A 22,651-nucleotide genomic window follows, 5' to 3' on the forward strand; every position below is an offset into this window, starting at 1 on the left:
TGGTTTAATTCAGTATATGAATTTTTTCAGCACAATTTCCCTTGCGGCCCTTTTCAAGACTGTCCGGGGCAGGGAAATCATTAACTTTATCTTTGTGAATGGTAATCCAGGCTTGGGTCAAAATATCACCTTGATGCTCCAGTTCATGGGTATGACGGCCGGGCGTCTCGCAACGGAGTTCCAGCGCATCCGCATTTTTCACTTTGAAGCTTTTGGCAAAGGCTTTGAGAATAGCATTGCGCTCCACCCATTGCCCGCGATGCTCACGAATAAAGGCCGTGAACGAGCTGGCGTTGAGTTTATCCAGCAAATCCAGCTCCTTGGGGAAAAACTGTTCGGGCGTTTCGCCGAAGCAGGCGACATGCTTGTAATACTCATGGCGATCCAGACAAATATTGGCCATGGGCATGTGTGCATACAAACGCTGATGCAGTGCAGCCGGTAAATTCAGAGCCGGATTGGCACAACTATCCTTTGGCAGGGTATGGCCCGGGTTATACCAGTAACAGCCGTAATGCCACCAGGTCGGGCCATTCATTCCGGAGGCAATGAGGGATTGGGGGCGGCTCGCCCACAGCCCATGCATGGTCCACTCCTGGTTAATTTTTGCGTCCGGGGACAAATCCTTGCAGGCAGCACCCGCATTGGTCCAGGTCGCGCACACGCCGGGATGCCACATGACCGCAAAAGTATAGTGGTTGAAATTCTGCATACCCTGGGGAACGTCTGCCGCTGCCAGCGAAGATGACAGACCAGTCCCAACAAGACCGAGAGATAAAACTGAAACTTTTATGACTCGCAAAATATTCACTGGCAAAATGCTCCCCGAAAAATAGTGTTCATATTAACTGGAGTGGCTGGACAAATGTACTTCAACCGTAAAGTTGGTTGCATGCTTGGGCATGTTTTTCGTGAAGGGCGGATAGTTACCCTCTTTCACGGATTGCAGAGCCGCCTTATCAATCGGTTGCACACCACTGGACTGGGTGATTTTGGCCCAAAGCAGTTGTCCGGAAGGGGTCAACCGGAAAGTGATGACTGACGTACCACTTAAGTGCATCAGGCGCACGGCCTCAGGCACATGGGCATCGGCCTGAACCTGGGCACGTACCATGGCCGCATAGCGCGCCAATGCTGCCTGCCGCGCCGCCATACTGGGAGCCGGAGGGGGCGGCGGCGGCGCAGGTGGTGTTACCGGTGGCGCCGGCGGTACGACTGGAGCAGTCGGCAACGGCGTCTTGGCCATCAGCGGCTTGGGCGCCGGAGTATGATGGACCACTGGACGCGGTTGGGGGATAGGTTTGGGCCTCGGCACCGGTACCGGCTTGGGTTGCACCACTGGTTTGGGCGGCGGCGGAACCGGAATGGGTTTAGGCTTAGGCGGCGCCGGATGCACCATATGAATAGCGATGATTTTTTTCACCACCGGCTTGGGCGGTGGCGGCGCCGAGCTGATCCACAGCAGGCCTGCCAGCAGCGCAATTTCCATAACCGCCCCCACCAGCAGGGCCTTACCAAAATGCCCCTCAGACTTATCAGGCCCTTGGGGCGACCAGGAAGGATTTGTCACCATGGTATTCATCATTTAACCCTCATCGAATGACATTGCCCGGAAATGTACCGAAGCACCATGCCGGGCAATGGCTTTCAAATAGCGCCGCAAATCCTTTAAAAGAGTTACGGCGCGAACAAATAACGGCTTAGAAATTAGCCGTCAGGCTTACATAAAAAGTTCTCGGTGCCCCGGGCAGACCAATCAGATCGCCCTTGGTGTTGGGTCCGTAAGTTCCACCACTGCTGATATATTCATAACTGTTGTAGCGGTTTCCAAGCACATTGAGCAGATCCACATCCACGCCCACATTCCTGAAATAAGCCATGTGCATGGGAATCTTGCTGTGCAAAGCCAGGTTCAGCAAAGTATAAGAGGGCAGTTTTGCCGTAGCTGAGGGTGACTTGGTGATACTGTCATACAGGGACTGGGGTCCGGTGTACTGCACCCAAATACGCGGTTCCAGCAAAATACCGTCAACGAAACTTTTGGTATAGGCACCAATATTGAAAGTTGCATCCGGGACATTGGCAACTGGCAAACCATCATAACTTTTACCTTTCACGGTATAATTACTGAAATACGCTTTCTGGAACGACAAATTGGCAAAGGTGTGGAGCCAGTACAGTGGATTATCCACAGCATAAATATTGACGCCTTCATAATCCGAAGTGCCGTCGGCATTGATCACATCACCATTGGTCAAAGTAATGGGAAGATACTGATTGGAGAAGCGGGTGAAGTACCAGTTGGCACTAAACAGAAAATGATGCAGGTAACCATCATGCGCCACGTGGACCTTGAAGCCGGCCTGATAATTCTGTCCCTTTTCCAACGAAAGCGAACTGGCTGGGATAGCCTGGAAAGGACCACCGCCACCACCGAATGCAGGTGTCTGATAAGCCTCACTATAACCTGCAAACAACGCCAGATGATGAATAGGACGCCAGCTGATATTCACCGAAGGTTCCACCGCACTCAGGCTGCGAGAATCCGTAGGGAGTATAGCCTGATTACCCTTAGGATACAATTGACTCGACTCCGGGAAGGTTTCCGTTGTAAAAGGCGTATAATTCATCTGAAATTGTTCTACGCGAACTCCTGGAGTAATATCCACAGAGGATATCGGATGAATTTTATCCTGGAAGAAAGCCGCCACATCAGTCACATCCAGAAAGTCGCTCCGGTACTTGTCATTGGGAACAAAACGCGTGGCATAGTAGGGTGCATATTGGCTGTAGAAGGCATTTTTAGAGTTGTCTCTGGATTTGATAAAATAGCCACCAAATCCCAGCTTGTTATAGGGCAACTTGCTATCAAACCAGAGCTTATCCCCGTAAGTTTCACTGTGGGGATCATTATACTCATTAGTATTGGGTGCACCGACTGCATAGGAAACATAACGATTGTGCAAACGGTGTCCATAACGATACCAGATGTCATTATGCAGCCAGGTCGCGGCACCAATATCCACGTTCAGCTTGTTGTAGAACATCCAGGTGCTGTTACTGTCAATTTTGTAGGGTACAGCATTGTAAAAACCAGAGGTCTGCTGGCTATACAGCGGGCCCGGTATAGGCTTACCGGTAGTATTATTGAAACCGTTGATAGTCGTGCCCGATGCCGCCGATACCGGTATATCATAAGGCTTGTAGGCTGAACCCTTGGCCAAATAGGCTCCGAAACTGTCATCGCCCCGGCGGAAGCGCTTGCGAATCTTGAAGAACCAGGCATAGCTATTGCTCGGCAAAACCACTCCAGAAGGACTGAGTAAACTGGTTCCGGATGGTACGCCAAGGAAACTGTTACCGCTGCTCACGCCGCCCGCGAGAACCGCTGAAAAACCATCAAAATTACCGGTACGCACATCAAAGTGAATATTCTTGAAATCATTACTTCCGTAACTCATACCAATACTGGCACCAGGTTTGTTGGTCGGCTGGATCGGCACAAAATCAATACCACCTCCAATATTGTTGTACCAGCGATTCTCAGGATTACCAGGGCCATAGGTGACATGAATGCCCTGGATCATGGAAGGCTGATTGACTTGGGGAGACTGCCACAACCCGGTAGCCGGATTATTCATGGGGATACCATCAAAAGAGATGGCAATGCTGTGTGCGGCCTCAGATCCCTTGGGATTACCCCAGCCTTGTTTAATACCATCTATGCTGATCTGAGCCTTGGCAGCGCCCGTCCCATAACTGGCCAAGGTACTCACCCCGGGAGCAAAATTCAGCATTTGCGCACCGCCGGCACCTGGTCCTGCTGCTTCAATTTCTTTTCTGCCTAACACTTTTGAAGAAATGCCTGACTTGAAAATATGCTTTTGCTTGGGTAATTCTGGCGTATGCTGCGCATAAGCAGATTGTGTCACCACATTACTGGAAACTTCGCCTACAGCAATGCTTTGCTGATTGGTTTTGTGTCGTACCCGTGCGCTGCGCGTCTGGGCGGTCACCCCCGCATGGGCCAGTGGTATCAAGCCCAAGATGCCGGTAGCGGCCAAGGCAAGGGTTAATGGACGCATATTTGTTTTACGGTACATTTTTTATAACTCCTTAATGTTAGGAAAAAGTTTGTTCAAGAACTTTTTGCCGCTATCCCGATATCACTCACCCCCGCCTTCTGGCAGCGGTCCATGACATGAATGAAATCCTGAAAGGGCACGCCCCTGTCAGCGGCGATGGTGATCTGGGTCTTGCCGGGGTCGCCGTCGCTGGCGAGCATTTTCTCCAGACCATCCAGGTCGTAATGATGACCCTTGACGTTCACCGACCCGTCTTTCTGAATGTTGATGGTGAAATGTGGACGCGGCAGACTCTGGGCTTCACTGGAAGTGGGCAACTGCAGATTGAGGCCCTTGTCGGGAATCATCTGCAGGGTGATCATGATGAAAAACACCAGCAGGAAGAGCATGATGTCAATCATTGGAATGATTTCGACCCGACCCTTTTTCTGCTCGAAATAGCGTCTTTCCATTATCCCGCCCTCGCCACGGCCACCGCTTCAGCATTGGGGCGGCCTTCGGTGTCAAAGGTCACGACCGGCTGACCATCCATGCGGTTGATGAGCATGGTTTTCACCGAGTCCAGTTGCAGCAGAATCATGCGCACCTGATTATTGAAGGCATTGAAGGTCAACAATCCGAGCATGGCGATGAACAGGCCGGAAGCGGTGGATACCAGCGCATCGGCAACGCCACCGGTGACCTGCATAGGCGCGTGTCCGGGCTGGGCCAATACCGAAAACGCATGAAACATGCCGATGATGGTCCCGAACAAACCCAGCAGCGGGGCCAGGGTAATAATGGTGTCCAGCAACCACAGGCGGCGGTCCAGTTTCGGCGCAATGACCAGCACGCTTTCTTCCAGGCGGCTGGCGAGGGCTTCGCCTTTCACCTGACCACTATGGGCGGCAGCAGTGCGCAGCAGAGCAGCCTCGGGCAGGTCGCCCGCATCTTCTGCCAGGGTATTGAGAGCTTCGCGGTCCAGACGGCCATGACGCCCCAGTTCTTGCACAAATACCAGACCGCGCAAAATGGTCCGCCGCAGGTACCAGAAGCGATCCACCATCACGGCCAGTTCCACCAGCAGCATCAGGCCCAGAATGTATAGAACCCCGTCCGAATAGTTGGCGAGGTGAATGAGATATTGGAGGTTCATCAGAAAAGCACCTTGTAACAATGAAGGTGCTACCTTAACAAACTAATGTGACAGTTTTATGAACCTTTTATGACAATTTCACATCAAATGATTTTTTTTGCGGCAAAGTCAGCCGATAACCAAAACCATGCACGGTTTCGAGCCATTCTCCGGCGCCAGCCGCCTCCATATATTTACGTAATCGGTGTACCTGAGCGGCAACGGAGTTTTCCTGAATGAATTTTTGACCGTCACTGAGGACATTGGCAATTTCCGAGGCCGTAAATGTCCGATCTGGATGCAAAGCCAGATAATGGAGAAACCGGAATAACCTTCGGCTCAATCTGATTTCAGAACCGTTCAAGCGGATTCGACTGCTTTCAGGATTGATCCAGATATAAGGATCTTGCCGGACTTCAGTATTCTCCCAATGATGGCCGTTTTTTAACAGGGTTCCTATCTGGGCGCGTAAAACAGATTCCGTCACCGTATCCGCCAGATAGGCGCTGGCACCGGCATCCAGTGCGGACATGGCATGAGCTTCGTCATCGGCACCCAATGCCAGAACGCATAAGTGCGTACAAACCGGAAGGGATAATAATTCATTCAGCCATGGCGCCATATCCACAGTCCAATCCGTAATAATCAGCAAAACCGGATGCCAGCGTTTAATGAGTGGTAAAACATCACGTTCTTGACCATTCAACGCTTTGACAAAAGCGCCGGAGCGCTGTAACCGTAAAGCCATCTTATCGGCTGGATTACCTGCAGAAAATATCAGAATTCTGGAACCGACCAGCGTGCTGAGGTTTTCCACTTTAGCAGCCGTCATTAATAGCAGGGCATCTGTCATATGCATCGCATGATGAAGCACCCCACCGACCAGGGTATAAAACATATTCGCTCCTGATTTTTTTGATTAATCAATAACTGCGCACTTTCCGGAAAAAAATTTACGCACATCTTTTTCCGCAAAAGGCATTCATTTATAAAATCAGGCAGGTAAAAAACCTGCCTGATGATTCATCATGAAAACCTCAGGAAGGCGTCATCCCTGCAGAGGTATTCTTGCGCATCGGCACCACAATATCTTCACCACTGGCTTCTTCAAGAGATTTACCAGCAGGCTCCTTGAGGCAAAAAGCCGTGAGCAGCAAACCAGCCAGAGCAAAAAAGAAAGTGATCATCAAAGTTCCATGCAAACCATAATCATGCAGCAAGATCGGGAAAATCAGAGCGCCCAAAAAAGCACCTACTTTGGCTGTTCCTGCAGACAGGCCATGTCCGGTAGTCCGTAAATTGACCGGGAAAAGCTCTGCAGCCAGAACAAAGGTGGTGGTATTGGGGCCATATTCCGCAAAAAAGTAGGAAACCCCGTAAAGCACAAGAAAAACACCCACAGATTCAGTCAGCACCGGGAAAGCACCAATCAGCAGAAACATCAATCCCATCAGAAAAAATCCCAGCATCTGCAGGGTTTTATGACCGACACGATCAATCGTAAACGCCGCCAGAAAATAACCGGGGACAGCAGCAATAGCAAATACCATCAAACTCAAAGCCGTACTGGTCACCACATCGGCATGCGGGGCAATATGCGACATGATCATGGGCGTGGAAATGGTATTTCCATAATAGGCATAGTCGAACATGAACCAGCCACCGGCTGTACCCAGCAGGGTCAACCAGTAACGGCTCAGGGGTTGTTTGACAATTTTATCCTGAACTGTAGCCGTGGCCGTTCCCAAGCTGAATGAAGCCAGTTGCTTGCCTGCGGCTACGGCATCGCCTTTGACACGGGCCAACCAGCGCGGAGATTCGGGTAGGGTACGACGAATATAGATAACGGCGGCCGCCGGTAAAGCTCCCAGTCCCAGCATCAGACGCCAGGCCAGATCATGATTCACACCCGCCGCCAGCAGCGTTAGAGCCACTACCGGACCTGTTACCAAACCAATGGCCTGGGCTGAAAAAACCTGGCTGACCATGCGACCACGGGATTTGACGTTCGCATATTCGCTCATCAGCACAGCAGAGAGCGGATAATCTCCACCAATCCCCAAACCCAGAATAACGCGGGCGATGAGCAGCACCGTCACATCCGGCGCAAAAGCGGATAGGAGTGCACCGACGGTCATCAACAGTGCTTCAAGGCCGTAAATGGCCTTGCGGCCCAGCCGATCCGCCAGGGTACCAAATACGTAGGCACCCACAAAAGTGGCGATGAGCGAAATGGAACCAATCAGCCCGACTTCGGCTGCGCCCAAGTGCCACTCACTCTTGATCAGTACCAGGGCGGTACCAATAATGAAAAGATCATAAGCAGAAGTGAAAAAGCCCATTGCGGACGCAAACATGGCTTTAAGATGAAACGGACTGAAACTGACAGAGTTGAGTGCATCTGCCACATTGTTTTGTGTTGAACTGCCTTGCGGTGTTGCCATCGTGGTCTCCTTTCTAGTCTTGACCTTACGATAGGCTACACCCCAATTATGACCGTATTGTGAACTTTTTATGACACTTTTATGACAGTTTCCCCATGCCCTACTGTAGGGGGATGGTTTCCTGAGATGGCTGCTGCGGCGCCGCTTCTGCAGGAACATTATCTTGCGCAGGCGGGAGACTCGTCGGCGCTGTCGCACTGGCAGCCAAACCCAAATGCTGGGAAAGCAGCTTCTGAAACTGCAAGGACATCGATTTGTTACCCAAGGTACCAATACGAATATTCGCCTTGGTGACATCCGTTGCCATGGAGGTCAAGGTTACCCGCACAGTATCTCCTTCCGTGGTCATCCCTTCTAACAGATATTTGGAAGGACTTTTGCGGATTTCACCATTATAGCGTATGCCCATGTCTGCAAATGCCGCCTGAGAAGCAGCGCTTACCCGATTCATGGAAGCTGGATAGTACGCATAAAAATTGGCGACCCCGCCATTTTGCACATAGGCTACAGCGCCACCACCAGCACCGGCAGCCACGAGAGCAACGCACCCCCCCAAGGGAAGGGCGGAGACCGCAGCAGCCAAAGCCAAATAGGTAAAACGTCTTTGAATCAACATGTACCTGCTCCTCCATACCACCTGAAAGCCAAATACAGAAAAGCCCGGATCAACCGGGCCGTTCAAATCATATTTGGTACCGAGAGTCGGACTCGAACCGACACGATGTCACCACCACCGGATTTTGAGTCCGGCGCGTCTACCAGTTCCGCCATCCCGGCAAAATAACATTATTGATAATACCACCAGAACCCATAGGCTTCAAGAGCTGTCCATGCCCTACAATCTATTTCAGCCCAGAAAAACCAACCCACTGTCATAAAAGGTTCACAGAACTGTCATCATACTGTCACATTAGCATTGTAAATTATGAACAACAATTAAATAACCAAGCGTAAGCCCAAAACAACTGTTTGAAATAAATACCGCCCTCTTCTGACCGCACGGTAAGCTCAGATGAGATATGGCAGGGTTTAAGGCAATGCAAACTTGAAAATTGCGTTGTTAGGGTTTTTTGCGTCAAACACTAACGGAAGGGAGCCAGTCATGATCAATCGTCGTAAGAAAGTACTTTATCTTGCCATTATTAGCGCCACTGTGAGCCTCTACGGCATCAATGCAGAAGCTGATGAATCCTTGGGGACTGTAACCGGAACGGCTACAGCCAGCAACGATTTCTTCGGTAGCAGTCCTAATGTCAATACCGGAGAAACGCCCAAAAGCGACATCCAGCGCATCCAGAAATTCAATAAAAAAGCCACCAATCAGGAGACCCTGATCACCCGGGGGCAATTTGAAATGTTGGCACCCACCGACTCCTATACCCAGGTATTGAACAATATGCCCAACGCCATGGTCGTCAGCAGTGGTGACAGCATGGATGGCGATGACGTTTACATCAACGGATTCGGCAAATCACTGATCAATTTTACCTTGGATGGTATCCCGCTCAATGATAATGACAGTTATACCTATTATACCAACGAGTTTATCCCCTCTGTACTGATAGCCGGCACCAAATATTATCCCGGCGCTGAATCCGCAGCGATCCCCGGGCTTTCTGCTTTCGGAGGCTCCGTAGAAACCTACAGCCTCAAGCCTTCGCCATCACCGTTTGTGCGGCCTATTGTCGGAGCTGGATCTTTTGGTAAATACAATGTCGGCGGTTTGATCAACACCGGTCTTTTTGCCAAAAGCTTTGCCCCAACCTCGGCGTGGATCTATGTGAATAAAATCCAACGGGATGGGTACTTTCAAAATAATGCTGCCCTGCAAAATCAGTTTTTATTCAAATCTGTCACCCAGATCGGACCCGGTGCCCTGACTTTATTTTTCTCTCAAAACAATCAACGCTTCAACTATTATAATGGCGCCACAGCAGCGCAAATTGCCCAATACGGACAAGATTACAACAGTTATACCGGCAATCCTCTACTCCCGGACGGCAAGGCTAATTATAATTACACGGGATATAACTATAACCAGTACCTGAACTGGCTGGGCTACGCCAAATATGAAGGCGAAATTGGCAAGGTCAAGTTTTCCGATCAATTATACTATTACTACGGAAATGGATTCAGCGCCAGCGCAACTACATATACCCAGACACTACTGACACCAGCAGGGACGATTGGCAGATTTTCTCCTGCAAGGAATGGCGTTTTACTGGGAAATAGCGTTAACAATACTCATCGCTGGGGGAATCTGGCCCGCATCATCTATCCGCTTGGTCCGGTCAGCACAGAACTGGGTTTCTGGTTCAATCATAATAATACACTGCACGATTCCCGTTATTTCAGTGCCAGTAACACCTATCTTGGATCTTCCTATTCGGAGCCGGTGGTCACCAACACCTATCAGCCCTATATCAACTTAACTTACAAGCCTGTTGATGCACTTACCCTGGCTGCCGGTTTTAAATATCTTTATGTCACCCGGGATTTTAAAAATACAGTGGCTCTGGCGCAAAACAAGCCTGGTCAATTCAATGTGAATTTCGGCTCGGTATTACCTTCTGTGGGTGCCAATCTGCGCATCACCGACAATTGGCATGCATTTGCCAATTTTACCCAAAATACCAATCCTCCAGGATACAACCAGTTTTATACCGGAACCTACAATGCCGAGCTTAAACCCCAGAAAGCCAACACCTACAGCCTCGGTACACACTGGGACATCGGCCCCTGGAGCTCCAGTCTCCAGGCCTTCCGCGTCGATTTCCAGAACTACATTTTAAGTACGACCATACTGGTTGGATCGCTGAATCAGACTGTGCTGGCAAACGCGGGTACGGCCATAAATCAGGGCCTCTCCTGGCAAAATAACGTCGTGCTGAACGATATTTTCAGTGCCTACGCCAACTTCGGCGTCCTCGACGCCCGTTTAACCTCGTCTCATCAGCCTTTTCCCTATGCTCCGCATCATACCGAGGCACTGGGGTTAATTGCCCGTTACCATGGCCTGAGAGCAACAGTTTCCTTACATGAGATGGGGCAGTCGTACTACAACCTGGGTGGAAAATTTCTGCCTTTGGGTAGTCGTTTCTTTGCGGACGCTTCTCTACGTTACACCTTCAGAAATGCGCCCCTTGGCCAGTCCCTGGGCTTCAAAAATGTGACTGCCAGCCTCAACCTGAACAATTTGTTTGATCGCCGCTTTGTACAGAGCTATACCGGCAGCAGCAGCAATCCAAATCTGAAGCTCAACCTTCCCACCAATGTTTATGCGAGTATTGATGCCACTTTTTAAGTAGTCATTATTCAGCACAACCTCTCCAGATCATTCTGGAGAGTCACTTTTAAGAGAGTAAACGAACATGGACTTTGCAACTATTGCCAGCATTGCCGCCAAATCCGGCGGTATTCTTTATATCATGCCTGTACTCCTTTTGATCGTTTTATGGGTGAGCATAGAACGTTTTTTGTTTTTAAGCCGCATGAGTCGCCTCGGCGAAAAAATGGCGAGCACTCTGGAACAACTTCCGGACATTAAGGAGCAAAGCCTGCGTCCTCTGGCGGATTCTGCCGAATTTCCATTCCGCGCATTGCTCCAGATCCCCATCCGTTTCCCCAATATCAAGGACAGCGCGCAGCTTTCTGAGATTCTTCAGGAAGCGGTCATGCGTCAGGTCCCTTTGCTGGATAAGCGTCTTTGGCTCCTGGATACCACGGTTACCCTGGCCCCCCTACTGGGTCTTCTGGGCACCATTATCGGTATGTTTCATGCCTTTCAGATTTTAAACAACGTGGCCAACAATCCCACGGCCATTACCGGAAGTGTTGCTGAAGCCCTGATGGCCACTGCAGCCGGTCTGGTCATCGCCATTATCGGTCTGGTCAGTTTTAATGGTCTGCAAAACCAGATGCGTTTTGTTGTACACCAAATGGAAACCTTACGCAGCATGCTCATCAATCGTATGTCCGGACTGGACCATAGTCATGCCCTGAATGCTACCGAGACCCAGCCTGTCATTTATGCGGCGAAAGAGGCCTGAGTCATGCAATACCTCGAAATGAAAAAAGGGCGTGTCGCGATTATCCCGATGATTGATATCATGCTATTTTTGCTGATTTTCTTCATCATGATCACCGTCCACATGATTCCCAGCCAAGGACTACCAGCGCACCTTCCCGGTTCCAGTTCTGCTCAGGAATTACCCAAACCCAAAGTGGTATTGACCCTACATGCCGATGGCAGCCTGGAAATCAAGGACAAAACCATCACTCTTCAGGATCTCGAAACCCAATTGCGCCAGGGGGGGAACCCCTCAGAAACCCAGGTAACCATTGCCGCCGATAAAGGTGCCGACATTCAGGCCCTGGTAAAAGTCATGGATGCCTGTCGTCATGCCGGCGTCACCGCAATCGGCCTTGCCGCCAAACCCGTGTCATGATGTCCGCAGATTTGCGTCCGCTGGGAAGTCTGGTCAAGGCACCAAGTGGTAACGGCAACCTCAAGGCGCTGGTGATTGCAGCCGCCATTGAATCGGCTTTTGTCGCTGTACTGATCTGGCAAAGTGCAACACAGACTCCCCCACCGGCAGCCATCAATGCCCCCGTTACCATCAGCCTGGTGCCACCCGCTCCGCCCAAACCGTTGCCACCCACGCCCAAGCCAAAGGTACAACCAAAGCCCGTACCGCGACCGACTCCACGACCAACGCTACGGCCGGTTCCACACCCTGTTGCCAAACCCCAGGAGAAAATTCCGGTGCCACCATCACCATTGCCCAGCCCGGTGCAAGCTCCGGCACCCAAAGTCATAGCGACACCACCGCCTCCCCCGCAGAGTCCTGCTCCGGTAAGCCCGGCCGTGCGCGAGGACTATCTGGCACAAGTAAAAGGCGCCATTCAGGCAGCGGTCCGTTTTCCGGAATCTGCAAAAATGCTGGGTGAAAATGGACGGGTACAGTTGCACTTTTTCCTTCATAACGGCCAGATTAGTGAGGTGAAAATCATGCAAAAAGGAAGCATGAGTGCCTTCGATAACGCCGCCATTGCCGCCTTGCGCAATGCCCGCCTGCCCACCGTCCCCGCAGGTCTCAAGGACAAAAGCTTCGATTTGAGCATCTGGGTGGAGTTCAAACTTAGTGATCAAAACGAATAATCCTTAACAGACCCGGATGATTGCAGCTATTTAGACCACAGTCACAGAAGCTGAAATATCCGGGGTAAATATCTTATTCCAAGAGGGAGCCAATACCGATGTACATTTCGCGTAGAAAATTTATAACTCACTCAGGACTGGGTTTAGGGCTTGGTCTCAGCCTGCCCGTGACCGCTTTTGCCATGCCGGTGCCGGTCCGTGCCACGAGCCTGCATGCCGGGCCCATGACCGGTTATCCGGCGCAACGCTCAGCCAACATCTGGATGCAGACTTTGGGACCTGCCAGGGTGAGTATCGCTTATTGGCCCGTCCATCAACCGCATTTACGTGAAAACAGCAGCGAAATAAGCACCAGCGCCAGGGAGTTTTATACCGCCTTGCTCACCTTGGATGACCTTGCCCCGAATACAACCTACCAAACTGAAATACAATTGGACGGCAAAACCTGGAGCGGAAAAAATCTGCAAATACATACCCCTGAACTCTGGCAATGGCGTCATCCCGCTCCGGATTTCAAAGTCCTCACGGGGTCTTGCGCGTACATCAACGATCCGCAATATGATCGGCCGGGCAAAGCATATGGGGGTGGGTACGAAATATATGATCCCATGACCGCTGAAGCCGCCGATATGATGATCTGGTTAGGAGATAATCTTTATTTTCGCGAAGCCGACATTCAAAGTCCTGCAGGAATGGCCATGCGCTACTGGACGGATCGCGCCTTTCCGCCTTTGAAAAAGTTTCTGCAATCTACGCGACAGATAGCTATCTGGGATGATCATGATTACGGAGCCAATGACAGCGACAGCAGTTTTGTCCTGAAACAAAGTGCACTCCGCCTTTTTCAGAGTTATTGGGCGAATCCCTCTTATGGCCTACCAGGAATACCCGGGGTATTTACCCAGTGCACCCTGAATGATGCCGATTTTTTTCTGCTGGATGATCGCTGGTATCGCGATGCAGATGCTGCCCACTTGTCACGCGGCAAGCAAATGTTTGGCAAAGCGCAAATGGATTGGTTAAAAAACGCCCTGCTCAGCTCTCGTGCGCATTTCAAAATTATTGCCGCAGGTGGCCAACTTTTTAATGATGACGATGCTTATGAAGGCTGGAATTTATATCCGGAAGAACGTCAGGATTTTATGGACTGGCTCCAGAATAATCAGATCAGGGGATTATTGTTTCTTTCGGGAGATCGGCATATCAGCGAATTAATGCGCCGACCCCGCCCGCATTACTCCGGCAAACACGATTATCCCCTCTGGGAACTCACCAGCTCTCCACTCAACTCAAGTCCGGCCAAAGGAGACGCCAACCCCTATCGAGTGCCAGGGACATTGATACAAGCCAGAAACTACTGCAGCATTGAATTCCTCGGCAAGGGCGCGGGGCGTCATCTACTCCTGAGTTGCAAATCCACCGAGGGTAAGACCCTTTGGGAACATCAAATCAGCAGCGCCGATCTGGGCTACATCTGAGCCAAAAAACCAACATCTTCTAACGGCACTGGGCCTGCAGCCTTTGCCGCGACTTTGGCCCGCGCCGTTGTTGTTCCTGGTGGAATCCTGAATTTCGCAGCCTCAAACGGGCCAGGATAATTCTGCGCATAAACCACCCCCAGCCCCATTCATCAGACGCAGGCGCATGCCTTGTGCTTCGGCCAGCTGGCGGGCAATAGCCAGGCCTAATCCACTTCCCTCACCATGCCCTCTGGCATCATCCAGACGAATAAATGGCTCAAAAACCTTTTCCATCTCGATTTCCGGAATTCCCGGACCGGCATCACAGAGCCGGATCAGAACCTGGTTGGCCATTTTTCTGAACTCCACGCGAACTTCTCCGCCGCCGTAGCGTATGGCATTATCGAGCAAGTTGGACAACAAACGACGTAAAGCTTCCCGATCTCCCCGAAAAGCATAACGGCGAGGCAACTGGGCATGCCATCGCCCCCCTGCCCGCTCAAAATCGGCGCCAACTTCTTGCAATAAAACCATCAAATCGAAATCTGCCACTTTGGCCGCCATACCGCGCCCCAGATCCAGCGATTGTGCCAGCAGCGCGTCCATGCGCTCGATGTCCTGCAACATGCCATCGTGCAAATGCCGGGGAGTATTTTCCGGAAGCAGTTCCCAAGCCATGCGCAATCGGGCCAAAGGCGAACGTAAATCATGGGAAATGCCCGTCAATAAAAGAGACTGGTGATTAATCATTGCCTGCAAACGCGTGCGTAATTCAGCAAAAATATCGAGAATATTTTGAAACTCATAGGCTCCGCTGGGTGGCAAGCTTGGCAATGGCGCTTTGAGCGAGCTTTGAAGAGCTGTAGAGATAACATCCAGCGGCTTTAAAACCCTGCGTACCAGAATCATGGTCAAAACCACCAGCGCCAGGGTCGAAAAGACCAAAACAAAAATCATGGCGATAGGCAGTGATGAAGCGAGGCGCCCCCGATCAAAATGCACCCAGATGGTTTGTCCGGAAATGTTTACCGGCACCCAGAAAGTTCGTACCGCGCCACCCAAGACATCTACGGGAACGGGTTTTCCCAGACGTTTACTGAGTGCCTGGCTCAAAAGCCAGCCATAAATATGGCCATGCGTATGTTTGATTGTACGGTCCAGTTGCGCCGAAATTTCTACCCCATTATCGGCACGCAGGCTTTCCAGAAAAGCCGGTCGTTTTTCGGGCGAAAGCTCGGTGTAGGTTTTAGCGCTGATCACAATCAGACCGGCCAGATCTTCCGCCGATCGTTCTGCCAATGGATAAAGCACGGTCAAAACAACTATCACCAAGGTAAGAATCTGTAAAATGACAATACCCGGCCCCAGCGTCCAGGCCGTCTGCGAAAATAAATTTCTGCCCCGCCGCAAAGTCATGGACCCGGCACAAAACGATAGCCCAAGCCACGCTCTGTCTGCAAAAAACGCGGTTGGCGGGGATTTTCTTCCAGTATTTTTCGTAAGCGGGTTACGCGTACATCAATACTGCGATCAAAGCGTCCATCTTCTTCGCCGCCCAAAAGTTGCAACAGCAAATCCCGGCTCAAAATACGTTTTGGTCGTTGTGCAAAAACCAGCAATAAATCCATTTCCGCCGGGTTGATGTCCACCTCAGCATCGCCTCGATATAGCCGGCGCTCCAAAATCTGCAGGTGAAATTCTCCGATCTCTACCTTGTCAGCACCTTCATCCTTACCGCTACGCCGTAACAGTACGCGCAAGCGCGCCAACAATTCCCTGGCGTTAAAAGGCTTGGCCAAATAGTCGTCCACCCCACTTTCGAGACCCAGAATGCGCTCGTCATCCTCTCCCCGGGCCGAGAGCATCAGAATGGGCGGGCCGCCTTCCTTGCTGCGTAACTCTTTGGCCAGACTGATGCCATCCTGTCCTGGTAACATCCAGTCCAATACGATGACATCTATTGGGCCAGCAAGCAGGTGTTGACGCATCTGCTTGCCATTGGCTGCCAACAAAACCGCAAGTCCCTGTGCTACCAGATACTCCCGTAGCATGTCTGCAAGCCTTTGATCATCATCCACTATCAACACGACCGCCATAACCTGCCTCGCTTGTTCTTCCCTGTGAAGCACAGTGCCCCATCAGGAAATATTCCCGAAATATTTACCGCCTACTATAACACCATAGGCAGCAGCGGTACCCAAACCAAAAGATAGAGTGGAGCGCGTTTTTCAGCAAGCCGGTAAATAATAAAAACGGTTATGCTTTCAGGTTTGTAGCGGTTGTTTTGCGGCTATTAGACGGATCTTTGATCCGTCTTTTTTTATGGGCGCTGTGAACAAGCAAACGGGCCTTCAAAAAAAATCAAACAGGGTATTTTGCGGAAATATTCCAGAAACAAAACGTCCGTATTATGCAATCCATGGCGAGGGCGCAACGTACCCAAACCTCACAGAAAGAGGGAGCGCTTTAAGAATTTTATGCACCGTCGGCCCGAAGGCCGCAGTGCTTTAGGTATGAAACAGTTTTGTAGCGGTTGTTTTGCGGCTATTAGACGGATCTTTGATCCGTCTTTTTTTATATCGTGGTTATCATGCTACACTATTGTTGCTTGTTCAACAAGGATGTCGTATGGACCCCAAAAACCAACGCTTAGTCTGGGTGGATCTTGAAATGACCGGTCTGCACCCTGAGCAGGATGAAATTCTTGAAATCGCCAGCATTGTCACCGACAACCAGCTTCGCATTATCTGCGAAGGGCCGGTGCTGGCCGTGCATCATCCCGACACTGTGCTGGCCAAAATGGATGACTGGAATCAGCGTACCCATGGTCAATCCGGGCTGATTCAGCGGGTGCGAGAAAGTCGCCTGGATACCCAGGCCGTGGAAACCCAGACCCTGGATTTTCTCAGCGCGCATGTTGCTGCCGGAACTTCGCCCATTTGCGGCAATAGTGTTTGCCAGGATCGGCGTTTTCTGGCACGACTGATGCCCCGACTGGAGCGCTTTTTTCACTATCGGATGATTGATGTCAGCACGCTTAAAGAGCTGACTTCCCGCTGGTATCCCGGCTTCCCGAGATTTCCCAAAGCAGAAAAACATGAGGCCCTGGCGGATATCCGTGAATCCATTGACGAACTGGCTTACTATCGGGAGAAGATCTTTCCGCAGCTTCTGGAGTCTCCTGAAAAGTAGATCCCGTTATTTTACCGGTGCCGGAAGATTCTGGATCAGCTCAACCCGTACCCGCACTTCCAGATTTTCTGCCAGAACCTTGCAAAGCAGGTAGTCTCCCTCCGGACTTTCCTGCCACTCCAGGGGCATAACGACTTCCATGTAATGAATGCCCGTACTTTCATCCGCCCAGTGCAGGCGCATTTGTTCTGATGTTAGTATGGCTCTTGCAAGCGTTCGGCAATCTGGCGCGGAGTAGATGCAATCTGGGTCACGGAGGCTCCTCAATAGTGAAAATTGATCTTTTCTACGAACTTGCTGTTCCCGAACATCAGGGCCGCAGCGAAGCCCAAGTTTATCACGAAACGCTAGACGAACTCAGCCTGGCGGACCAGCTGGGTTTTCATGGTGCCTGGCTGGTAGAGCATCATTTCATGCGCGAGTATTCGCATTCCAGCGCCCCCGAAATCTTTCTGGCTGCTGCCAGTCAACGTACCAGCAAATTGCGCTTGGGACATGCTGTTGTGGTACTGCCTTATAATCACATAATCCGGGTTGCCGAACGGGTTGCCGCCCTGGACATTCTCAGCAATGGTCGTCTGGAGCTCGGCGTTGGTCGCGGCTTTTCTCCCAAGGAATATCAACTTTTCGGCAGCCAAATGGCCGACAGCCGCCAACATATGCAGGAAGGTTTGCAAATTCTTCGTGCGGCTGGAGGACCTGCTTTCAGCCACAAGGATAAACTTTATCAGTTTGAAAATCTGGATATATTACCCAAACCCATCCAGAGACCTCACCCCCCCCTGTGGACAGCAGCCGTCAGTCCCGCCACCTTTCAGTGGGCCGCTCAGGAAGGCATCGGGGTACTCTCCGGACCCTTCAAGCCTTGGTTCATGATCAAACAGGATTTACGCGCTTATAAAAAGAGCTGGCAACAGCAACATGGTCAAGGCCCTTTGCAGGCCGGACAAAATAATGGATTTGCCATGACCATTGGTTGCCTTTGCCTGGAAGATGCCGCTGAAGCCAGACGGCTGGCTGAGGGATTTACCTGGTACTATCAACGCTTGCTGGATCAGACCAGGCCGGTTCTCGCGCAATTGCGGGAAAGCTATGAATACTATCACCGGCTCGGCTTCCTTGAGCCCCTGCTGCGGCGCGGCCTGAGTTTACGCATGCTCGAAAGTATGGGCATGGTGGTGGTCGGTGATCCGGAAACCTGTCGAAAGAAGCTTTCCAGATATGCACGTGCCGGAGTTGATCGCCTGATTCTGGCGGTTGGCGCAGGCATGGTGCCCAGTGCAGTTACCCGGCGTTCCCTGCAACTGCTCGCGGAAGAAGTCATTCCTTTCCTGAACCCGCCGGAAGCTCGCTGATGCGGGTCATGGTTACTGGTGCTGCTGGTCATACGGCTGCAGCATTACTTCCGGTTCTCGTGCAACGGCCGGATATTCAGCAGGTGATTGCTGTTGATATTCACCCGCCCGCTTTTAGCTCTGCCAAAATGCGCTACTTCAGCATGGATATTCGCGACCCGTGTCTTGCAGAGCAGCTGGCAGGCATCGACCAGATCATTCACCTGGCTTTTGTGGTTCTCAGCCCCCGTCTGGGGCCGCAAAACCGTTGGCGCAGCGAGATGCGCGACATCAATCTGCGCGGTAGCCAGCACCTTTTTCAAGCAGCGGCCAGCGCCGGCGTGCGACATGTCATTTACACCAGCAGTGTTGCCGCATACGGTGCCTGGCCCGATAATCCCATTCCCTTGGATGAAAACTGGCCCTGCCGGCCGGTGCCCGGTTTTGCCTATAGTGAAGACAAGGCGGCACTGGAATCCTGGCTGGATATTTTCTCCGCCCAACAACCGGCATTGGCAGTTACCCGATTGCGTCTTCATGCCATCATCGGCCCCCATGGGCAAAAACTGGTAAACGCCATTGCGACCAGCCCCTTTAATGTACGCATGAAGAACCCGGGTCTACCCATCCAATGTCTGCATGAAGAAGATGCGACCAGCGCCATCATTGCTGCTCTGGATCACGCCCATGGTGGAGTGTTCAATATTGCCGCAGCAGAACCTGTCCCGTGGTCCAGCATTCCGCGCCGCTGGTCTTTACCATTGAACCCGGGACAGTTACATCGCATCCATCGCCGTCTGCGGCCCTTCAATCGGGCTTTGGGTGATCCGGGCTGGCTTCAGGCTCTGGAAAATCCGCTCATTGTCGATACCCGCCGCGCTCAAGAGACACTTGGCTGGCAAGCCCGCTACTCCGTCAGCGAAGCACTGTCCTCCCTACGTCAGGCCCAGGGTCTCAGTCCGCTTAAAGCTTGGAGGGTCTCCTAGACCATGGCACAATAGCGCATGACTTTTGCGTCCAACATCCCCGTCCAGGCCCGGATTCAGCGCCATCATGATGCGCTGGTCAAACGCTTGTCTGCACATAGCAGCCAATACCGGGATCCGGTCAGCACCATCCCCTGGGAAAGTCTGGATGCTGACAGTGCCTGGCTGCCGGATTCCCTGGTTTCCCTTTATGGGCTCCCGGAATACGAGCAGCTCAGCGTGGATGAACGCACCCGGCTTTCGCAGGTGGAATTTGTTTCATTTTGTGAGCTGGGCCTCTGGCTGGAGGCACTGTTCATCCAGCGACTCAGTGCCAACTCCCTGCACGAGATGTATCGCGATCCCCAGGGCTATCATTACCAGCTTCACGAACTGCGTGAAGAAGTCGGGCATAGTCTCATGTTTCTGGAGCTCCAGCAGCGTTCCCATCTGCCGTTTATGACCCCTCTTGGGGAGCGTCCGCCCTTGGCACGTCTGTTCGCCCGCTACGCTCCAGAGGGTTCTGCGGCTTTTTGGGCGACTATTCTCATCGGCGAGGATGTGCCCGATCGCATGAACCGCCTGATTTTCGCCCGTAAGGATCTTCCTTCTGCCGTGCTCGCCATTACCCATGTGCACATGCGCGAGGAAGCGCGGCATATGGCTTTTGCCCGGACGACCATCCAGATGCGCAGTCAGGCCATGCATAGCCTGAAAAAAAAGGCTATCAGCCCGGTGTTGCGCGAAGTATTCCGACAGTTTCTGCGCACCTGCTTTTTCCCCTCAGAACAAGTTTATGCTGCGGCCGGCCTGAGCCATCCCCGGGTCTGGGCGCGTCGCGCCCGTCACAATCCGCACCGGATTGCATTGATGAACCAGTGTGCAAACCCCAGTCGTGACTTTCTGCGCACCCAAGGCTTTGCCTTGTGATTTTTTTCCTCCTGCTATAATTTGAGAACCATGAAAAAAACCATGCTGTTTGAACTCGGATCCATCTACGTTTCCCCGGATGCCCAGGCCATTTTTGAGTCTGGCGAGCTGGATCCACAGGAATTGCTCCGGCGTCATGTTACTGCCGATTGGGACGAAGCCAGTGACCCGGAGGTTGTGCGTGCCAGTGAAAAGGCCATCCAGAGTGAAGGGGTTATAGTCAGTTCCTGGCAGATCAGTGGTTATACGGTCTGGATCCGGACCGATTCCAGCAGAAAAACGACCATCATCGACTTACCACTTGAATCCTGAGGTGTACCATGGCGGTGCTGACGATTCCTACACAGGCTTTCCCCGATCAACGCCCCGGCACCTCGGGACTGCGTAAAAAAGTCTCGGTTTTTCAGCAGCCTCATTATCTCGAAAATTTTGTCCAATCGATCTTTGCAGCGATTCCAGACCGCAAGGGTAAAACGCTGGTTCTTGGTGGCGATGGACGCTTTTTCAATCGCGAAGCCATCCAGATCATTTTGCGGATGGCCGCAGCCAATGGCTGGGGCAAAGTCATGGTCGGCCGGGGAGGACTTTTGTCTACCCCCGCTGTTTCTGCAATCATTCGGGCCCACCATGCCCATGGCGGCATTATTCTCAGCGCTTCCCACAATCCGGCTGGCCCCCATCATGACTTCGGCATCAAATACAACATCAGCAACGGAGGACCCGCTCCTGAAAAAATCACGGATGCCATCTGGGCCGGCAGTAAAAGCATCCAGAGCTATCAAACTCTGGATACTGCGGATGTCGATATCGATCACGATGGTGTTTTTCAACTCGACGACATGACCGTTGAAATTTGCGATCCGGTCCGGGACTATGCCGAGCTGATGGCCCGCATTTTTGACTTTGAAACGTTGCGTCGTCTTTTTAATGGCAATTTCCGCATGCGATTTGACGCCATGCACGCCATCACCGGTCCTTATGCCCTGGAGATTCTTGAAAACCAACTGGGTGCCCCTGCTGGCACGGTCGTCAACGGCATTCCCCTGACGGATTTTGGTGGTGGTCATCCCGATCCGAATCTGGTGTATGCCAAGTCTCTTGCTGATTATCTGTTCGGCGAAGAGGCTCCCGACTTTGGCGCAGCATCCGACGGTGATGGCGACCGCAACATGATTCTGGGTCGCCAGTTTTTTGTCACACCCAGCGACTCTCTGGCGGCATTGGCTGCCAATGCTACCCATATTCCCGGTTACCACGGCGGATTGAAGGGCGTTGCACGCTCCATGCCCACCAGTCAGGCCGTTGATGTGGTAGCACAAAAACTGGGCATACCACATTATGAAACGCCGACCGGCTGGAAATTTTTTGGAAATCTTCTGGATGCCGGTAAGATTACCTTTTGTGGCGAGGAAAGTTTCGGCACCGGTTCTGATCATGTCCGCGAAAAAGATGGGCTCTGGGCGGTCCTTGCCTGGTTGTCGGTGATCGCCGCGACCGGCAAATCCGTGGCAGAAATCGTGACCCGGCACTGGCAGGAATTTGGCCGCCATTACTACACCCGTCATGATTACGAAGGGATACCTGCCAGCGCCGGGGAAGAAATCATGGCAACACTCACTGCTCAGCTTCCGGTGCTGACAGGGCAAACGCTGGCGGGAAGGATTGTCCAAACCACTGATGATTTTGCCTATACGGATCCGATAGATGGAAGCATTAGCAGCCATCAGGGATTGCGCCTGCTGTTCAGCGATGGAGCGCGCCTGGTTTTCCGTCTTTCCGGAACCGGAACCGAGGGTGCGACTCTGAGGATTTATCATGAACATCTGGAACAGGATGCTGCGCGCCAGCACCTGGATCCACAACGGGTTCTGCGTGAACTGATTGCCTTGGGCAAGGACCTGACCCGTATTGAAAAACTTACGGGCCGCAAGGCCCCCACTGTCATCACCTGATGAAGGAGTCTGAC

Annotated in this window: 22 protein-coding genes and 1 tRNA gene; 11 read left to right on the forward strand and 12 right to left on the reverse strand. The window is 51.9% G+C overall.

From position 1 onward, the window contains the following. Positions 1-4: 4 nt before the first annotated feature. From GCD22_RS14135 to GCD22_RS14175, 9 genes are all read right to left on the reverse strand, one after another. Complete coding sequence (locus tag GCD22_RS14135; protein WP_031569435.1) at positions 5-811, reverse strand: ribonuclease T2 family protein; 807 nt, start codon at positions 809-811, stop codon at positions 5-7. 33 nt (positions 812-844) lie between these two features. Continuing rightward, a complete protein-coding gene (locus tag GCD22_RS14140; RefSeq protein WP_031569437.1) occupies positions 845-1,582 on the reverse strand; it encodes an energy transducer TonB in 738 nt (245 codons plus the stop codon). A 118-nt stretch (positions 1,583-1,700) separates the two neighbouring features. Continuing rightward, the gene (locus GCD22_RS14145; protein ID WP_031569439.1) at positions 1,701-4,103 is read right to left on the reverse strand and encodes a TonB-dependent receptor; all 2,403 of its coding nucleotides are present in this window, start codon (positions 4,101-4,103) and stop codon (positions 1,701-1,703) included. Between the two features lie 35 nt (positions 4,104-4,138). Then, positions 4,139-4,537, reverse strand: a complete 399-nt coding sequence (locus tag GCD22_RS14150) for an ExbD/TolR family protein (protein WP_153940848.1) — start codon at positions 4,535-4,537, stop codon at positions 4,139-4,141. Further along, on the reverse strand, positions 4,537-5,220 hold the full coding sequence (locus GCD22_RS14155; protein WP_031571231.1) for a MotA/TolQ/ExbB proton channel family protein: 684 nt from the start codon (positions 5,218-5,220) through the stop codon (positions 4,537-4,539). Before GCD22_RS14155 ends, GCD22_RS14150 begins: the two co-directional genes overlap by 1 nt. Positions 5,221-5,287: 67 nt before the next feature. Next, a complete protein-coding gene (locus tag GCD22_RS14160) occupies positions 5,288-6,097 on the reverse strand; it encodes a winged helix-turn-helix transcriptional regulator (RefSeq protein ID WP_031571229.1) in 810 nt (269 codons plus the stop codon). A gap of 139 nt (positions 6,098-6,236) precedes the next feature. Beyond that, the gene (locus GCD22_RS14165; protein WP_153940849.1) at positions 6,237-7,643 is read right to left on the reverse strand and encodes an MFS transporter; all 1,407 of its coding nucleotides are present in this window, start codon (positions 7,641-7,643) and stop codon (positions 6,237-6,239) included. 100 nt (positions 7,644-7,743) lie between these two features. After that, positions 7,744-8,259, reverse strand: a complete 516-nt coding sequence (locus GCD22_RS14170) for a DUF3568 family protein (RefSeq protein WP_081577466.1) — start codon at positions 8,257-8,259, stop codon at positions 7,744-7,746. Between the two features lie 74 nt (positions 8,260-8,333). After that, positions 8,334-8,420 (reverse strand) — tRNA-Leu (locus tag GCD22_RS14175). Positions 8,421-8,745: 325 nt separating this feature from the next. Between GCD22_RS14175 and GCD22_RS14180 the strand changes: the two genes are divergently transcribed. The 5 genes from GCD22_RS14180 to GCD22_RS14200 all read left to right on the forward strand — a co-directional run bounded on the left by GCD22_RS14180 (position 8,746) and on the right by GCD22_RS14200 (position 14,282). Next, complete coding sequence (locus GCD22_RS14180) at positions 8,746-10,947, forward strand: TonB-dependent receptor (RefSeq protein WP_140391102.1); 2,202 nt, start codon at positions 8,746-8,748, stop codon at positions 10,945-10,947. A gap of 67 nt (positions 10,948-11,014) precedes the next feature. Then, on the forward strand, positions 11,015-11,692 hold the full coding sequence (locus GCD22_RS14185) for a MotA/TolQ/ExbB proton channel family protein (RefSeq protein ID WP_024894603.1): 678 nt from the start codon (positions 11,015-11,017) through the stop codon (positions 11,690-11,692). Positions 11,693-11,695: 3 nt separating this feature from the next. After that, a complete protein-coding gene (locus GCD22_RS14190; protein WP_031571218.1) occupies positions 11,696-12,091 on the forward strand; it encodes an ExbD/TolR family protein in 396 nt (131 codons plus the stop codon). Beyond that, positions 12,088-12,804, forward strand: coding sequence for a TonB family protein (locus tag GCD22_RS14195; RefSeq protein ID WP_226842554.1), 717 nt, complete (start codon positions 12,088-12,090; stop codon positions 12,802-12,804). The genes GCD22_RS14190 and GCD22_RS14195 overlap by 4 nt, the downstream gene beginning before the upstream one ends. A 98-nt stretch (positions 12,805-12,902) precedes the next feature. Then, positions 12,903-14,282 carry an alkaline phosphatase D family protein gene (locus GCD22_RS14200; RefSeq protein WP_031571214.1) on the forward strand — a complete coding sequence of 460 codons (1,380 nt, stop codon included), beginning with the start codon at positions 12,903-12,905 and terminating at the stop codon, positions 14,280-14,282. 102 nt (positions 14,283-14,384) lie between these two features. Here the strand turns inward: GCD22_RS14200 and GCD22_RS14205 are convergent, their stop codons facing one another. After that, positions 14,385-15,680, reverse strand: a complete 1,296-nt coding sequence (locus GCD22_RS14205; protein WP_010640407.1) for a sensor histidine kinase — start codon at positions 15,678-15,680, stop codon at positions 14,385-14,387. Beyond that, positions 15,677-16,360 (reverse strand): response regulator, encoded by a 684-nt coding sequence (locus GCD22_RS14210; protein ID WP_024894606.1) that lies wholly within the window; start codon positions 16,358-16,360, stop codon positions 15,677-15,679. Before GCD22_RS14210 ends, GCD22_RS14205 begins: the two co-directional genes overlap by 4 nt. Positions 16,361-16,892: 532 nt before the next feature. On the opposite strand from GCD22_RS14210, the gene orn reads away from it, so the two are divergent. Then, the gene (orn, locus tag GCD22_RS14215; protein WP_031572198.1) at positions 16,893-17,456 is read left to right on the forward strand and encodes an oligoribonuclease; all 564 of its coding nucleotides are present in this window, start codon (positions 16,893-16,895) and stop codon (positions 17,454-17,456) included. A gap of 6 nt (positions 17,457-17,462) precedes the next feature. Here orn and GCD22_RS14220 read toward each other — a convergent pair whose 3' ends face one another. Beyond that, positions 17,463-17,639, reverse strand: a complete 177-nt coding sequence (locus tag GCD22_RS14220) for a hypothetical protein (RefSeq protein WP_244947536.1) — start codon at positions 17,637-17,639, stop codon at positions 17,463-17,465. 86 nt (positions 17,640-17,725) lie between these two features. Between GCD22_RS14220 and GCD22_RS14225 the strand changes: the two genes are divergently transcribed. Genes GCD22_RS14225 through GCD22_RS14245 form a run of 5 tightly spaced genes read left to right on the forward strand, consistent with a single transcriptional unit; the run spans position 17,726 to position 22,637 of the window. Next, the gene (locus tag GCD22_RS14225; protein ID WP_031572199.1) at positions 17,726-18,811 is read left to right on the forward strand and encodes an LLM class flavin-dependent oxidoreductase; all 1,086 of its coding nucleotides are present in this window, start codon (positions 17,726-17,728) and stop codon (positions 18,809-18,811) included. Then, positions 18,811-19,776, forward strand: coding sequence for an NAD-dependent epimerase/dehydratase family protein (locus GCD22_RS14230; RefSeq protein WP_024894608.1), 966 nt, complete (start codon positions 18,811-18,813; stop codon positions 19,774-19,776). Before GCD22_RS14225 ends, GCD22_RS14230 begins: the two co-directional genes overlap by 1 nt. Before the next feature lie 18 nt (positions 19,777-19,794). Further along, positions 19,795-20,685, forward strand: coding sequence for a diiron oxygenase (locus GCD22_RS14235; RefSeq protein ID WP_031572200.1), 891 nt, complete (start codon positions 19,795-19,797; stop codon positions 20,683-20,685). A 30-nt stretch (positions 20,686-20,715) separates the two neighbouring features. After that, positions 20,716-20,997 carry a hypothetical protein gene (locus GCD22_RS14240; protein WP_010640394.1) on the forward strand — a complete coding sequence of 94 codons (282 nt, stop codon included), beginning with the start codon at positions 20,716-20,718 and terminating at the stop codon, positions 20,995-20,997. Positions 20,998-21,005: 8 nt separating this feature from the next. Continuing rightward, positions 21,006-22,637, forward strand: a complete 1,632-nt coding sequence (locus tag GCD22_RS14245) for an alpha-D-glucose phosphate-specific phosphoglucomutase (protein ID WP_031572201.1) — start codon at positions 21,006-21,008, stop codon at positions 22,635-22,637. Positions 22,638-22,651: the final 14 nt, after the last annotated feature.

This window comes from Acidithiobacillus thiooxidans ATCC 19377 (genome assembly GCF_009662475.1).
Classification (GTDB): Bacteria; Pseudomonadota; Gammaproteobacteria; order Acidithiobacillales; family Acidithiobacillaceae; genus Acidithiobacillus; species Acidithiobacillus thiooxidans.